The sequence below is a fragment of the Mesorhizobium sp. J428 genome (assembly GCF_024699925.1).
Lineage (GTDB): Bacteria > Pseudomonadota > Alphaproteobacteria > Rhizobiales > Rhizobiaceae > Mesorhizobium_A.
Genome location: NZ_JAJOMX010000001.1, coordinates 3433126 through 3446202, shown reverse-complemented (window position 1 = coordinate 3446202; position 13077 = coordinate 3433126). Strand labels below are relative to the sequence as shown.

Sequence of the window (13077 nt, the reverse complement as noted above, 5' to 3'; positions counted from 1 at the left end):
TGACCGGCCGGCCCGCAACGGGGCCGGCGGGCAGCTCCTATTGGAACACGGCGTTCGGATTGTCGAGGCTGTCCGAGCCCTCGATGGTCACGTCACCCACCGAGAGCGACGCAATGACGCGCTCCAGCGAGCGGGTCTGGGCCACCAGGCCATCGATCACGGCCTGCACGGCCGCATTGCCCTCGGCATTGCCCTCGCCGATCATCTGGTCGTAGGCCTCCTTGGTCTCGGCACGCGCCTTCATCGCCTCGGCCGCCTTCAGCGTGTCCGCGAGCTTTGCACCCATTTCGTCCGCGACCGCTGCATCCTTCTCGCGCACCAGTGCTGCGAGGCTAGGACCTTCCACGACCGAACCGTCCACGCGCTTGTAGCGGCCGTGATAGACATTGTTGATGCCGACGATGTCGTTGTAGTGCGAGTTGTGCGTGTTGTCGGAGAAGCAGTCATGCTCTTCCTCCGGATCGTGCAGCAAGAGGCCGAGCTTCATACGCTCGCCGGCGAGTTCACCATAGGAGAGCGAGCCTAGGCCGGTGAGGATAGCCGACAGGCCGGCCGTAGGGTCGCCCTCGACCGTCGTGCGCGCCTCGCCGTCTTCCTTCCAGTTGGCCACCATCTCCTCGAGATCGGCGACCAGCAGGTCGGACGCGGCCTTCAGATATTCCGCGCGGCGGTCACAATGGCCGCCGGTGCAGTTGGCGGTGTCGAAATCGGTCGCCGGGCGGTTGCCCGCACCAGGTCCGGTGCCGTTGAGATCCTGTCCCCAGAGCAGGAATTCGATCGCATGGTAGCCCGAGGCCACGTTCGCCTCCGAGCCGCCGATCTCCTGCAGTGACTGGATCACCTCCGGCGTAATCGTCGCGGCGTCGACCTCGTCGCCGCCGGCGCTGATCTTGGTGTTGGCGATCACGTTCGCCGCATAGAACGGGTTCGAATCCGACTCGGTGCCGTAGCCGGCGTCGACATAGTCGATCAGCCCCTCGTCCAGCGGCCAAGCGTTCACGCGGCCTTCCCACTCGTCGACGATCGCGTTGCCGAAGCGAAACGCCTCGGTCTGCTGGTAGGGCACGCGCGCGGCGAGCCACGCTTTCCGCGCCGCGTCCAGCGTCTCGGGCGTCGGCTTGGCGATCAGGGCGTCCACGGCGGCATCGAGCGCTTTCGCCGTCGTCAGGCTGTCCTCATAGCCGGCGAGCGCGATGTCGGAATAGGTCTTGACGATGGCCGCAGGCTCAACGGCGAGCGCGGATGCCGAAAAACCCACGAGAGCGCAGAGCGCGGCAGGCAAGGTGCTGATTTTCATGAGATCTGTTCCTCGGACACGACAAAGCCGGCTTCCCGCGCCGGTGCTTCGACCGCCCGGATACTGCACCATTTAACTAGAGAAGAAAAGTCATGTTTCAGGCATAAGGGCATGTTGCCTTGATTTCAACCGATCACATAACAGCCGATCGCGCGCCTGCTCATCGTGCCACGAGGCGCTGCTCGATCCGCGCCGGCTAACCCCCACCGTCACGCTTCGCGTGCCACCTCACCCCCCACTGCGTGGGGGCGAGGAGGGGAACCCACATCTCAACTGCTACTCCTCTCCCCCATGAGATGGGGGAGAGGTGGATCGGGCGGAGCCCGAGACGGTGAGGGGGACTCGTAAAGCGCCGGCAGCCCCGCGCAGCCCTACCCGATCATCGCTTCCTGCTTCTGCCGCATCGCGTAGAGCTTCGTCGTGCGGTCCGGCTCCGCATTGGCAGTGGTCAGCAACTCGCCCTTGCGCACCGGCGCCGTGACCTTGCCGCCCTCCAGCAGGCCGCACGGTATCGCCAGCGCCGCCCGCGCGTCCGGAACCGTCATCGTCCACGACCGGTACATCGTCTCGCCGATCGAATCGAGCCGTTCACCCGGCTTCAGGTCGCGCTTGGCCACAGCGCAGACCTCAGCGACCGGCCTGTCGAGCGGCACCATGTCCGGCTTGCCGAACAGGACCGTGCGCGCGCAGGTCAGCGGCACTTCGAGCGAGGTGAGGTGGTAGGGCCGGTGGAACGAATAATACGGCCCGGTGCCGACATGCAGGTCGTCCATGCGCTCGATGATGCGCGGATGCGTCGCCTCCACCACCACGAACACGCCGGGCGCCACACCCTTGCCGATCGTGTAGTCGACCACGCCCTTCCGCGACAGAACCCCGCCGTCCTCGCGCGGGATGAGGATCTTCGCCAGTTCGTCGCGCCCGGCCTTCGGCCCGTGCATGCCCGGAACGTCCGGCACCAGCCCGGTGGCGTTGGCGATGGCGCACATTTCCACCATCGTCTTGGAGCCGTCGACGAACTCGACCAGCATGCGCGGGTTCATGTTGCGCCGTTCCGCCTCCTCGCGGTAATCGTCGGGCACCGCATCGTGGTTCAGCGGATTGTTCTTGCCCTTGCCGGCCGACACGATCGTGTAGCCGAGCGCCGACGCAAACTCGATCAGCTCCATGCAGGACGACGGCTCGTCGCCCGCGCCGACCGTGTAGACCACGCCCAGCCGCTCGGCCTGCTTCTTGAGGTAGACGCCGATGGTGACATCCGCCTCGACGTTCATCATCACCAGGTGCTTGCCATGCTCCATGGCAAGGAGGTTGAAGTCGGCGGCGACACCCGGCTTGCCGGTCGCGTCCACCACCACGTCGATCAGCGGATTGGTCACCATCGTCTCGATCGAGGTGACGGCGATGCGGCCCTGTTCGATCGCGGCGGTGACGCGGCCCTGACCCTCGGCCTCGGCGAACTTCGACGTCTCGCCATAAGCGAGTTCGATCGCGTGCTTTGCCGTATGCGGCCGGCGCGTAGCCATGGCCGAGAGCTCGACGCCCTTCATCAGCATGCATTGCGTGACGAGGTCGGTGCCCATCTCGCCGGAGCCGATGACACCGATGCGCACCGGCCTGCCCTCGTCGGCGCGGCTGGCGAGCTCGCGCGCGAGGCCCGTGAGTGCGACATTCGTCATCGGCATGTTCCGTTCACTTCTGGCGCCGCTGGTAGAATTGCCGGTGGTGCAATGTCAACGCCGGCGGTTGATCGAGATCAACCCGGCGCGGCCGGGCTGCTGCTAGCGTCGCCTCAAATCGACTGGGATCGAAGGAGGAAACGATGACCGCTTCCAGCGCACGCGAGGTGTTCCACAGGGTGGCGGAGAAGTGGCAGGACTTCCGCTCCGCCCGCGCGGCACTCGCCGAGCTTGACGAATGCGATCCGTCGGTCGTTGCCGAGCTTGCGCGCGACGCCGGAATGGACGTCGCCGACTTCCGCGACATCGTCGGCAAGGGCGTCGGCGCCGACCGCCTGATGCTCCGGATGATGCAGGCCTACGGCATAGACGCCGCAAGGCTCGAGCGCGAGGCGCCCGCCTTCTTCCGCGATGTCGCGGTCTCCTGCTCGAAATGCGGCGACAAGGGCCGCTGCCGGCGCGAACTGGACAACGGCACCGCCCGGGGACACGCCGCCGAGTTCTGCCCGAACCAGCCCAGCTTCGCGGCGATCATCTGAGGCGGTTGTCGGACAGTTGACATAAGGGCAACCCGCGTCGGAAAGATGATCGGAGCGACCCGCGCCGGCCGATGAATGTCGAACCGGCGTGGGGTGCGTGCACGAACCAGGTTCCGAAGCGCCCTTCCGCATGACCATCCCCGCCGGCGACGCCGCAGACACCACGACCCGGCAACTCAACACGCATGAGGAGCACGCGCGGGTCTACGCGGCGGTGATCGAATCCGCGCTCGATTCCGTCGTCGTGGTGGACGAGAAGGGCGTGGTCGTCTCGATCAATCCTGCCGCCGAGGCGACGTTCGGCTATTCGAAGGCGGAAGCGGTCGGTCGCGAAATATCGCACCTCATCGTCCCGGATCACCTCAAGGCCGCGCATGACAACGGCATGGCGCGCTATCGCGCCACGAACACCCCGCATGTGCTCGGTCGCCGCGTCGAAATGGACGCCAGACGCAAGGACGGCAGCATCATTCCGGTGGAACTGGCGATCACCGAGGTCAACCTCGCCAGCGGCCGTCTGTTTACGGCGAATCTGCGCGACCTTTCCGCATCAAGAGCGGCGGCGGCCGAGATCGAGCGACAGCGCGACGCGCTGCACCAGAGCGAGAAGCTGTCGGCGATCGGCTCGCTTCTGGCCGGCATCGCGCACGAGCTGAACAATCCGCTGTCGATCGTGGTCGGCCAGTCCGGCATCCTTCGCGAGGAGCTGCAGGCCGGCGGGCCGCGGCCCTCCTCAGCCGATCGGGCCGCGCGGATCGAGACCGCTGCGCAGCGATGCGCCCGGATCATCCGCACGTTTCTCGCCATCGCGCGGCAGCGGAAGCCGGAAAAACGGGCGATCGAGATCGCGCCACTCGTCGAAGGCTCGATCGAGCTGGTTCTCTACGGTATCCGGTCCAACGGCGTCGTCCTGGATCGCGACATCGAAAGCGGCCTGCCGCCGGTCTTTGCCGATCCGGACCAGGTCCAGAACGTGATCGTCAACCTGCTGGTCAACGCGACGCAGGCGCTCGAACAGATGGGCGGCGAGCGCCGGGTGCTGGTCACCGCCAGGCGGGACGGCGACATGCTCTCCGTCGTCGTCGCCGACAACGGCCCCGGCATCCGCGCCGAGAACCGCGAACGCATCTTCGACGCCTTCTTCACCACCAAGCCGGAAGGGGCCGGCACCGGGATCGGTCTGCCGATCTCGCGCAACCTGGCGCTGGCGCAGGGCGGGTCGCTCACCCTGCTGGAAAGCGCTGCGGGCGCGCATTTCGAACTTCGCCTGCCCGTCGACGCCTCGGCATCGACCGGCGCGACACCGGACGAAGCGCGCCCCGCCGCCGCCCCGATGCCGCCGCGGCTGAGAGCGATCATCGTCGACGACGAAGCCGAGATCGCGGAACTGGTCGCCGAAATCCTCGAGCGGGCGGGCATCGACTGCGAGACCGCGTCGAACGGCAGCGAGGCGCGCGCCAGGATCGAAGCCGCGGGCGACGGGTTCGACATCGTCGTCTCGGACCTGCGTATGCCGGAGATGGACGGCAGCGCGCTCTTCGAATGGCTGCGGGACAATCGTCCGGCGCTGGCAGAGAGCATGCTGTTCATGACCGGGGATTCGCTCGGCCCGAACGCGGGCCGCTTCCTCGCGACGAGCGGGCGCCCCGTCATGGAAAAGCCTTTCGTGCCCGACGACCTACTCCGTCACCTGTCCGCCCTGCTGGCGGAACAGGCGCTGAAGCGGATGCGAAACGGCTGACTTGTCGTCAGGCCGGCAGCGTCAGCCGGTCATGCAGCCGTTCGACCGTCCTGTCCGGAAGGCCGATCGCGGCGAGATAGGCTTCGACGCCGCCATGCGCCGTGTCGAGTTCGACGAGCGCGCCTTCCATCGTCGCTGGCTCGCAGGCCAGCAGTTGCCGGAAGCCGTCGACGTTCAGCCCCTTCGCCCGCGCATGCTCGACCAGTTCCTCCAGCATCGGCGCGATCAGCGGCCCGGTCATCGCATAGTCTTCCAGGATCTGGTCGCGGTCGACGCCGGCGACCAGCAGCAGGATCGCCGCGATCAGCCCCGTCCGGTCCTTGCCGGCGGTGCAGTGGAAGAGCACGGCGCCGTCGGGCGCGTCGGCGATCAGGTTGAGCACCTGTGCGAATTCGGGCCCGCGCTCGCGCAAGGCGATCTTGTAGAGGTCGAGCAGGATGTTGTCGCTTGAGCCGACCAGCTCCAGCGGCGCCAGCCGGTCGAACAGCGAGACATGGTGATAGGCGACGCCGCCGTGGCGCGAGAACGGGTTCGGCGCCTCGTGCAGTTCGCCGGCGCGGCGCAGGTCGATCACGGTCGCGAGGCCGCGCCCGGCGAGGGCCTCCAGCTCGGCGGCCTCCAGCCTGTGCAGGCTCGCCGCGCGCAGCACCCTGCCCCACTGGGTCGAGCCGCCGCCGGCCGTCGCATAGCCGCCGAGGTCGCGGACATTGAGGGCGCCGGAAAGCCGCAGGAGGCGCTGGTCGGGCTGGATGGTCATGGCTCTGGTCCCGAAAGGATGGACAGGCCCGGCTTGTGCCGCAGGCCGCGCGGCAACACAAGCCGCGATCCGATCACAACGGGTGCCACATTCCGTCGATACCAGGCGACAGGAGCGGAGTGGCGATTGCCGAGCGCACGGGAACGTCTGCGAAGGGCGACGCCGCGAGCGCCTCTTGCCAGGCGTTTCCCTGCCGCATCGCGACGACGATGGCCTGCGGGCGCAGCCCCGCCTTCCCCAGCATGCGCAGCACCGCGAGGATCGAAGTGCCGGTGCTCACCACGTCGTCGACGAGCACGAACGCCCGCCCGCTCAGCAGCGGCAGCATGCGCGGGTCGAGATAGATCCGCTTGCCTTCGCCCGGACTGGTGATCGAGCGCAGCGGTTCCGACAGGCCATCGTCGTACCAGAATTTTCGCGACGTCCCGAGCGCCACCATGCGGGGATGGCCGAGGCGGCGCGCGACATTGGCGGCGAGCGGCAGGCCGAGCGTCGGCACGCCCACCACGACCTCCGGCGCGAAGGCCCGCGCCTCGCCGGCCATCGCCTCGGCCAGCGCATCCTCCACGGCGAAGCTCGCCTGGTTGATGATCAGCGAGGCGACGGCACGGTCGCCCGAGGGCAGCACGCGGATCGGCAGCGCGATCTCGCGCCCGTCCGGCAGGCTCGCCGCAAACAGATGCGAAAGCCCGCCGCGCGCCTCGTGCGAGAAACCGCCCGCTGGGCGGATCTCCTGCCAGAAATCGTGAGGTTCGTAAGACATCGACCGCGCCACCTGGGGGGACTCCGAATCCAGACGGTTGCTTTCTCCCGCCCGGCGAAGGATGAGTCCAGCCATGAATGATACGATCCTCGCCCCCGACGACCTCGCAGCCCTAGTGGCGCTACGGCGCGACCTGCACGCCCACCCCGAACTCGGCTTCGAGGAAGAGCGGACAAGCGCCATCGTGCGCGAATTCCTGACCGGCTGCGGGCTGGAGATCGAAGCCGGCCTCGGCAAGACCGGCATCGTCGCCACGCTTCGCGGCGAGACCGATGGCCCGGCGATCGCGCTCCGCGCCGACATGGACGCGCTCGCCATGCCTGAGGCGGCAGATCGACCCTGGCGCTCGACAGTCCCCGGCAAGATGCATGGCTGCGGCCATGACGGGCACACCGTCATGCTGCTCGGCGCCGCCCGGGCGCTGGCGAAGCGCAAGGACCTCGCCGGCACGGTGCATTTCGTCTTTCAGCCGGCCGAGGAAGGCCGCGGCGGCGCGAAGGCGATGGTCGAGGACGGCCTGTTCGACCGCTTCCGCATCGACCGCTTCTACGGCCTGCACAACATGCCGGGCATCCCGGTCGGGCAGATGGCGGTGGTCGAAGGGCCGCAGCTCGCCTCGTCCGACCACTGGCACGTCACCTTCCGCGGCGTCGGCACCCATGGCGGCAAACCGCATCTTGGCCGTGACCCGATCGTGGCCGCCGGCCAGTTCCTCTCCTCGCTGCAGACGATCGTCTCGCGCGGGACCGACCCGATCGACACCGCCGTGGTCAGCGCCTGCGCGCTCGCCGCCGGCGACTTCAAGGCGCTGAACGTCATCCCGGACGAGATTCGCATCGGCGGCACGGCGCGCACCTATTCGCATGCGACCCGCGACCGGGTGGAGGCCGAGATCGGCCGGGTCGCGGCGGGCATCGCCAGCGCCAACGGCATCGAGGCCGACTACCGCTTCATCCGGCAGATGCCGCCGGTGATCAACGAGTCCGACGCGACGCGCCGGGCGACGGAGGCCGCGCAGGCCGCCCTCGGCGCGGCGAGCGTGATGACCGCGTTCCCGCCGTCCACTGCCGGCGACGATTTCGCCATCTTCTCCAGCCGCGTGCCCGGCGCCTATGTCTGGCTCGGCAACGGCCCGGCGGAAGACGGCGCCCTGCACCACAACACGCGCTACGACTTCAACGACGACGCGATCCTGCCCGGCGTGGCGTTCTGGACGAGGCTGGTCGAACAGGAACTCGGCGGCTGACGTCGGTCGGCCCTTTACGAAGCCCCCTCACCGTCACGCTTCGCGTGCCACCTCTCCCCCACTGCGTGGGGGCGAGGAGGTGCAGCGTCGGCGATTGGCGTCACTCCTCGCCCCCATGAAATGGGGGAGAGGTGGATCGGGCGAAGCCCGAGACGGTGAGGGGGTGAGCACCCGTTTCGCCGCAGGCGAATTGAAAGGTCCAGTGGACCTTTCAAAGGTGCGAACGCCCGAGGCCATAGCCGAGGGCCGGACGACGACGCGTCACAGACCTGCCGTGACGCCCCTCCGCCTAGTCCACCCCGCGAGACCGCTCGCCAGCAGCTCCAGCGCCCCGGCCGCATCGACCCGCATCGCGACCTCGACCGCCACGCCACCGTCCACATCCCGCAGCAGCGCGCCGGCGTCCGGCCCGTCGCCGAGGTCGAGCGACAGCGCGATCTTCTCCACCCCGAACAGGCCCGGCCGTTCCGCATAGAGCATCACGCAGGGATCGTGCAGCGGCCGGCTCTCGCTGCCCGACTGGAAATAGGCCTCGATGAGATCGGCCGAGACGAGCGCCGGGGTGCTGTCGGACGCCCTCAGCCGCGCAAGGTAATCGCGCCCCGCGCGCACCTTGCGGGTCACGTCGAGCGGAATCAGCACCAGCGGCAGGCCCGCGCGCAGCACGATGTCCGCCGCCTCGGGGTCTGCCGCTAGATTGTATTCCGAACGCGGGCCGATATTGCCCCGTTCATCCACCGCGCCGCCCATGGCGACGATCCGGCCGATGCGTCTGGCGGCTGCGGGATCGTCCTCTACCAGCCGGGCAATGTTGGTCAGTGGCCCGAGCGCAAGGATGTCGATGCTGCCGGCAGGGCTGCCGAGCAGGGCCTCGGCAAGCCACTCCGACGCCCCCTCGAGCGGCGCGGCGGCCGGTTCGGGAAACGCGACGCCACCCAGCCCGTCGTCGCCGTGGATTTCTGCAACGTCGAACCCCTTGCGCGACAGCGGCTCCGATGCCCCCTCGACAACGGGAATATCGGACCGCCCGACCAGGGCCAGGATCCGGCCCGCATTGCGGGTCACGGTCCCTATGCTGATATTGCCTGCAACGGTGGTGATGCCGACGACCTCGAAGGTCGGCGAGGCGAGTGCGAACAGGATCGCGACCGCGTCGTCTATGCCCGGGTCGGTGTCGATGACGACCTTGCGCGTCATTCTGCGAACGCCGCCAGCACGCGAATCCAGGAGCGGATGCCCTTCCTGAAGCTCGACAGGTCGTATTTCTCGTTCGGGCTGTGGATGCGGTTGTCGAAGCGGGCGAAGCCGACGAACAGCGAGTCCATGCCAAGCCTGTCCTTGAACACGGTCGCGATGGGGATGGAGCCGCCCGTCCCGGCGATCGCCGAGCGCCCCCACTCGTCCTCCAGCGCGCCGAGCGTCTTCGTCAGCAGCGGGCTGTCGACCGGCATGACGGTCGCCGAGCTGGTGCCGTGGTTGCGGAACTCGACGGAGCAGTCGGCCGGGACCATTGCGCTGACATGGGCGCGGAAGGCGGCGGCGATCTTGTCGGGGTCCTGCCCCTCGACCAGCCGGAACGAGATTTTTGCATTGGCCTCCGCCGGGATCACCGCCTTGAACCCCTCGCCCGCATAGCCGCCCGAAATGCCGCTGACCTCGAAGGAAGGTCGCGACCAGACCTGCTCCAGCACCGAACGGCCCTTCTCGCCCGCCGGGATGGAAAGGCCGATGTCGCCGAGGAATTTTTCGGCATCGAAGGGCTGGCTCCTCCAGCGCTCGGCGAGCTCCACCGGCAGCTCCTTCACCCCGTCATAAAAACCTTCGAGGGCCACGCTGCCGTCCGGCCGGCGCAGGCTGGCGATGATCTCCGACATCACCTGCAGCGGATTGCGCGCCGCATTGCCGTAGATGCCGGAATGCAGGTCCCGGTCGGCGCAGCGCACCCAGAACTCTTCCTTGACGATGCCGCGCAGCATGGTGGTGATCGCCGGCGTCTCGGTGTCCCACATGTCGGTGTCGCAGACGAGCATGACGTCGGCCTTCAACTCCTCGGCCGCCTTTTCGAGAAAGCCCGGCAGGCTGGGACTGCCCGATTCCTCTTCGCCCTCCAGCAGCACCGAAACACGGATCGGCAGGCTGCCCGTCACGTCCTTCCAGGCGCGGCAGGCTTCGAGGAAGGTGAACAGAGCGCCCTTGTCGTCGGATGCGCCGCGCCCGACGATGTGCGCGTCGCCGTTCGGCTGCGGCACCAGCACCGGCTCGAACGGATCTGAATTCCACAGGTTCAGCGGATCGACCGGCTGCACGTCGTAGTGGCCGTAGAACAGCACATGCGGCCCGTCGCCGGAATGATCGTGCCCGACCACCATCGGATGGCCGGTGGTCTGGCGCACCGAAGCCTCGAAGCCCATCCCCGCGAGATCGGCCGCCAGCCACTCGGCGCAGCGCAGGCAATCGGCCTTGTAGGCCGGATCGGTCGAGACCGACGGGATGCGGATCAGCTCGAACAGGCGCCGAAGCGAGGCATCGATCCCTGCCTCTGCGTGAGCGAGGACGACGGGAAGCTGGGCGATCTGTTCTGTCATGCAATGCTCCGTAGGCCCGCGGCATCCCATCCGGCTATGGATGGAATCGCCACGGTCCCGGGAGTTCTAGCCCCTTACGACCCTGCTGACACGCCCCCTCCACCACACTGTCGTGGTCCTCGCGCGGCATACGCCCCCTCCACCACGCTTCGCGTGGTCCCCCTCCCCCGCTTCGCAGGGGAGTATCGGGTGCCGCACGGCCGCGCCCTGATCCTCCCCCGTTTACGGGGGAGGGGGACCGCCGAAGGCGGTGGAGGGGGCGTATGCTTGGGAGGGCCACGCGAAGCGTGGTGGAGGGGGTGTTCGTAGCCCGGCGAGACGAAGACACAACTTCAGGTACTGTGCATCGATTTCCGCGCCCCTCTCCCGCAATCCCTTGTTCTCGTTCGCAATTCCTCCACGCTGAACTTTTTTCCATCCACCCTTTCCCGCGATGCCCCACACTATGGCCGGTCGAAAGGAGCAGGCGATGGGTTGGAAGGAAAAGACAGGGACGGACGTGCTGGACCGCATCGTCATGCTGTTGCTTTCCCTTGCCAATCTCGCCGAACAGGCGGCCGGCCGGTCTTATTCGGTTCGCTCGGCCGCACTGGCCTATCTGTGGGTGGCCGATGCGGAGGTCAGGGACTATATCGTCGGTCGGATATGCAACGAGCCCGGAAGGCTGTGGTCGCCGGCCGTGCCGATGGTCCGCTACGGCACCGATCCCGCCGACGCGCTTGCCCTCGCCGTGTCGCTGCGTGCCTTTGCGATGATCATCCTGAACATGGCAGCGCGGATCCGTCGCCTGACGGTCCTGGACGAGGCCGCATTCGGCGATGAAGACCACGGCAATGGACCGTCCGGTCGCGCGCGGCAAACGAGCCGCGAGGGTCGCGACATCCTCAGCAATGCCTTCCCCCCTGGGAGGGAGCAGGCAATCGACACATCGTAGACCGCGCCAAACGTCGCGCGCAGTCCATCCCCTGCGAGAATCGGCCGAACCGGGCGCAATGCATGCGTGCCCGGGCGAGGTCGCGTACGCTCACGCCCCCGCGTCGATCCGTGCCATCTCTGCCTTGAAGGTCGAGGCGACCTGCAGCGCGTCGCGCATCACCTTCTTGCGCTCCAGAGTCACCACCTCGCGCTCGCGCATCAGCCATTTTCCGGCCACCATCGTGTCGCGCACATCGCCCGCCATCGCTGTGAAGACCAGGGTCGAATAGATGTCGTAGATCGGCTGGCAGCGCGGCGCCGAGAGGTCGATGCGGATCAGGTCGGCCTGCTTGCCGGCCTCCAGCGAGCCGATGGTCGCATCGAGCCCCAGCACCTTCGCGCCTTCCGCGGTGGCCATGCGGATCACCTCCACCGCCTGCATCGGCTTGCGGCTGTGGCCGAGGATCTTCTGGAACATCGACACCGGTCCGAACTGCGCGAACAGGTCGAGCGTGTTGCCGCTCATCGCGCCGTCGGTGGCAATCCCGACCGGAATGCCCGCCCGGCGCATCGTCTCGACCGGTGCGATGCCGCGCCCGGCCTTGCCGTTGGAGCGCGCATTGTGCGCGACGCACACGCCGGCATGCGCCATCTTGTCGATGTCGCTCTCCGAAACCTGCATGCAATGGGCGCAGATCAGGCCCTTGCGCAGCAGCCCCGCCTTCTCCACCGTCTCGACCGGCGTGCAGCCAAAATTCGTCCGCGCCCACTCGACCTCCTGGTCGGTCTCCGCGACATGCATCTGCACCGGCACGCCGGGATGGTCCTCGGCGAAGCGTGCGACGCGCCGCATCACCTCGATCCCCGTCGAATAGGGCGCGTGCGGCGCGATCGAGGGCGTGACGCGCGGATGGTCGCCATACGCTTCGACCAGTTTGTCGACCAGCGCAAAGCCTTCGTCGAAGCTCTTGTGGTCGGGCGGATCGAAGTCGGCCAGCGTCTGGCCGAGCACACCGCGCATGCCGGCCTCGTCCACCACGGCGGCGACCTCGGTCTCGTAGTAATACATGTCGGCGACGGTGGTGACGCCGCCCATGATCATCTCGAGCGCGGCATGCGCGCTGCCCGCGCGCACCGCCTGCGGCGTGACGAACTTGCGCTCCAGCGGCAGCATGTAGCGGAACAGCCGGTCGTCGACATCTTCGCCGAGGCCCCGGAAGAAGGTCATCGCCATGTGGCAGTGCGGATTGACCATGCCCGGCATCAGCACGTCGCCGCCGAAATCGACCGTTTCAGCACCGGGAATGTGGGGCGGGACGCCCGCGCCCGTCGCCGTGATCGTCTCGCCGTCGACCTGCACCCAGCCGTTCTCGACCACCGGCATGTCGGCGGTGCAGGGGAGGAGGAGGGCGTTGGTGAGCAGGAGGGTCATGGCAACCGACCGGCGTCAGCCGCGGGTTTGAGACCCCCCCTCTGGCCTGCCGGCCATCTCCCCCTCAAGGGGGAGATCGGCTGTCGCGAAGGCTTTCGCCAATCGCCAGCCTCGCAGAAAGAG

General features: G+C 67.8%; 11 protein-coding genes. 4 read left to right on the top strand and 7 right to left on the bottom strand.

Going from position 1 to position 13077, the window contains the following annotated elements; genetic code table 11:
• Window positions 1-37: 37 nt before the first annotated feature.
• Both LRS09_RS17295 and LRS09_RS17290 read right to left on the bottom strand, forming a co-directional pair.
• Window positions 38-1297 (bottom strand): imelysin family protein, encoded by a 1260-nt coding sequence (locus LRS09_RS17295; protein ID WP_257808072.1) that lies wholly within the window; start codon window positions 1295-1297, stop codon window positions 38-40.
• 371 nt (window positions 1298-1668) lie between these two features.
• On the bottom strand, window positions 1669-2976 hold the full coding sequence (locus LRS09_RS17290) for an NAD(P)H-dependent oxidoreductase (RefSeq protein WP_257808070.1): 1308 nt from the start codon (window positions 2974-2976) through the stop codon (window positions 1669-1671).
• A 143-nt stretch (window positions 2977-3119) separates the two neighbouring features.
• Between LRS09_RS17290 and LRS09_RS17285 the strand changes: the two genes are divergently transcribed.
• Together LRS09_RS17285 and LRS09_RS17280 are read left to right on the top strand one after the other, a co-directional pair.
• Window positions 3120-3515: a DUF6455 family protein gene (locus tag LRS09_RS17285; protein ID WP_257808069.1), complete on the top strand. Its 396-nt coding sequence runs from the start codon at window positions 3120-3122 to the stop codon at window positions 3513-3515.
• A gap of 130 nt (window positions 3516-3645) precedes the next feature.
• Entirely contained in the window at window positions 3646-5256 is a 1611-nt protein-coding gene (locus tag LRS09_RS17280) for a PAS domain S-box protein (protein WP_257808068.1), read from the top strand.
• Between the two features lie 7 nt (window positions 5257-5263).
• Here LRS09_RS17280 and LRS09_RS17275 read toward each other — a convergent pair whose 3' ends face one another.
• Entirely contained in the window at window positions 5264-6013 is a 750-nt protein-coding gene (locus LRS09_RS17275; protein ID WP_257808067.1) for a tyrosine-protein phosphatase, read from the bottom strand.
• A gap of 73 nt (window positions 6014-6086) precedes the next feature.
• Window positions 6087-6776: a phosphoribosyltransferase gene (locus LRS09_RS17270; RefSeq protein ID WP_257808066.1), complete on the bottom strand. Its 690-nt coding sequence runs from the start codon at window positions 6774-6776 to the stop codon at window positions 6087-6089.
• Between the two features lie 73 nt (window positions 6777-6849).
• On the opposite strand from LRS09_RS17270, the gene LRS09_RS17265 reads away from it, so the two are divergent.
• Window positions 6850-8022, top strand: coding sequence for a M20 aminoacylase family protein (locus LRS09_RS17265; RefSeq protein WP_257808065.1), 1173 nt, complete (start codon window positions 6850-6852; stop codon window positions 8020-8022).
• Between the two features lie 261 nt (window positions 8023-8283).
• On the opposite strand, the gene LRS09_RS17260 is transcribed toward LRS09_RS17265, so the two are convergent.
• Together LRS09_RS17260 and LRS09_RS17255 are read right to left on the bottom strand one after the other, a co-directional pair.
• Window positions 8284-9219: a nucleoside hydrolase gene (locus LRS09_RS17260; RefSeq protein WP_257808063.1), complete on the bottom strand. Its 936-nt coding sequence runs from the start codon at window positions 9217-9219 to the stop codon at window positions 8284-8286.
• Window positions 9216-10607 carry a M20/M25/M40 family metallo-hydrolase gene (locus tag LRS09_RS17255; protein ID WP_257808061.1) on the bottom strand — a complete coding sequence of 464 codons (1392 nt, stop codon included), beginning with the start codon at window positions 10605-10607 and terminating at the stop codon, window positions 9216-9218. Before LRS09_RS17255 ends, LRS09_RS17260 begins: the two co-directional genes overlap by 4 nt.
• A 469-nt stretch (window positions 10608-11076) precedes the next feature.
• Between LRS09_RS17255 and LRS09_RS17250 the strand changes: the two genes are divergently transcribed.
• Entirely contained in the window at window positions 11077-11541 is a 465-nt protein-coding gene (locus tag LRS09_RS17250; protein WP_257808060.1) for a hypothetical protein, read from the top strand.
• A gap of 90 nt (window positions 11542-11631) precedes the next feature.
• Here the strand turns inward: LRS09_RS17250 and LRS09_RS17245 are convergent, their stop codons facing one another.
• Complete coding sequence (locus tag LRS09_RS17245) at window positions 11632-12954, bottom strand: amidohydrolase (protein WP_257808059.1); 1323 nt, start codon at window positions 12952-12954, stop codon at window positions 11632-11634.
• Window positions 12955-13077 lie beyond the last annotated feature (123 nt).

What these genes read in the sequence shown, in the direction of transcription:
- LRS09_RS17295 (WP_257808072.1), bottom strand. Translation starts at nt 1,297, where the DNA reads ATGAAAATCAGCACCTTGCCTGCCGCGCTCTGCGCTCTCGTGGGTTTT.
- LRS09_RS17290 (WP_257808070.1), bottom strand. Translation starts at nt 2,976, where the DNA reads ATGACGAATGTCGCACTCACGGGCCTCGCGCGCGAGCTCGCCAGCCGC.
- LRS09_RS17285 (WP_257808069.1), top strand. Translation starts at nt 3,120, where the DNA reads ATGACCGCTTCCAGCGCACGCGAGGTGTTCCACAGGGTGGCGGAGAAG.
- LRS09_RS17280 (WP_257808068.1), top strand. Translation starts at nt 3,646, where the DNA reads ATGACCATCCCCGCCGGCGACGCCGCAGACACCACGACCCGGCAACTC.
- LRS09_RS17275 (WP_257808067.1), bottom strand. Translation starts at nt 6,013, where the DNA reads ATGACCATCCAGCCCGACCAGCGCCTCCTGCGGCTTTCCGGCGCCCTC.
- LRS09_RS17270 (WP_257808066.1), bottom strand. Translation starts at nt 6,776, where the DNA reads ATGTCTTACGAACCTCACGATTTCTGGCAGGAGATCCGCCCAGCGGGC.
- LRS09_RS17265 (WP_257808065.1), top strand. Translation starts at nt 6,850, where the DNA reads ATGAATGATACGATCCTCGCCCCCGACGACCTCGCAGCCCTAGTGGCG.
- LRS09_RS17260 (WP_257808063.1), bottom strand. Translation starts at nt 9,219, where the DNA reads ATGACGCGCAAGGTCGTCATCGACACCGACCCGGGCATAGACGACGCG.
- LRS09_RS17255 (WP_257808061.1), bottom strand. Translation starts at nt 10,607, where the DNA reads ATGACAGAACAGATCGCCCAGCTTCCCGTCGTCCTCGCTCACGCAGAG.
- LRS09_RS17250 (WP_257808060.1), top strand. Translation starts at nt 11,077, where the DNA reads ATGGGTTGGAAGGAAAAGACAGGGACGGACGTGCTGGACCGCATCGTC.
- LRS09_RS17245 (WP_257808059.1), bottom strand. Translation starts at nt 12,954, where the DNA reads ATGACCCTCCTGCTCACCAACGCCCTCCTCCTCCCCTGCACCGCCGAC.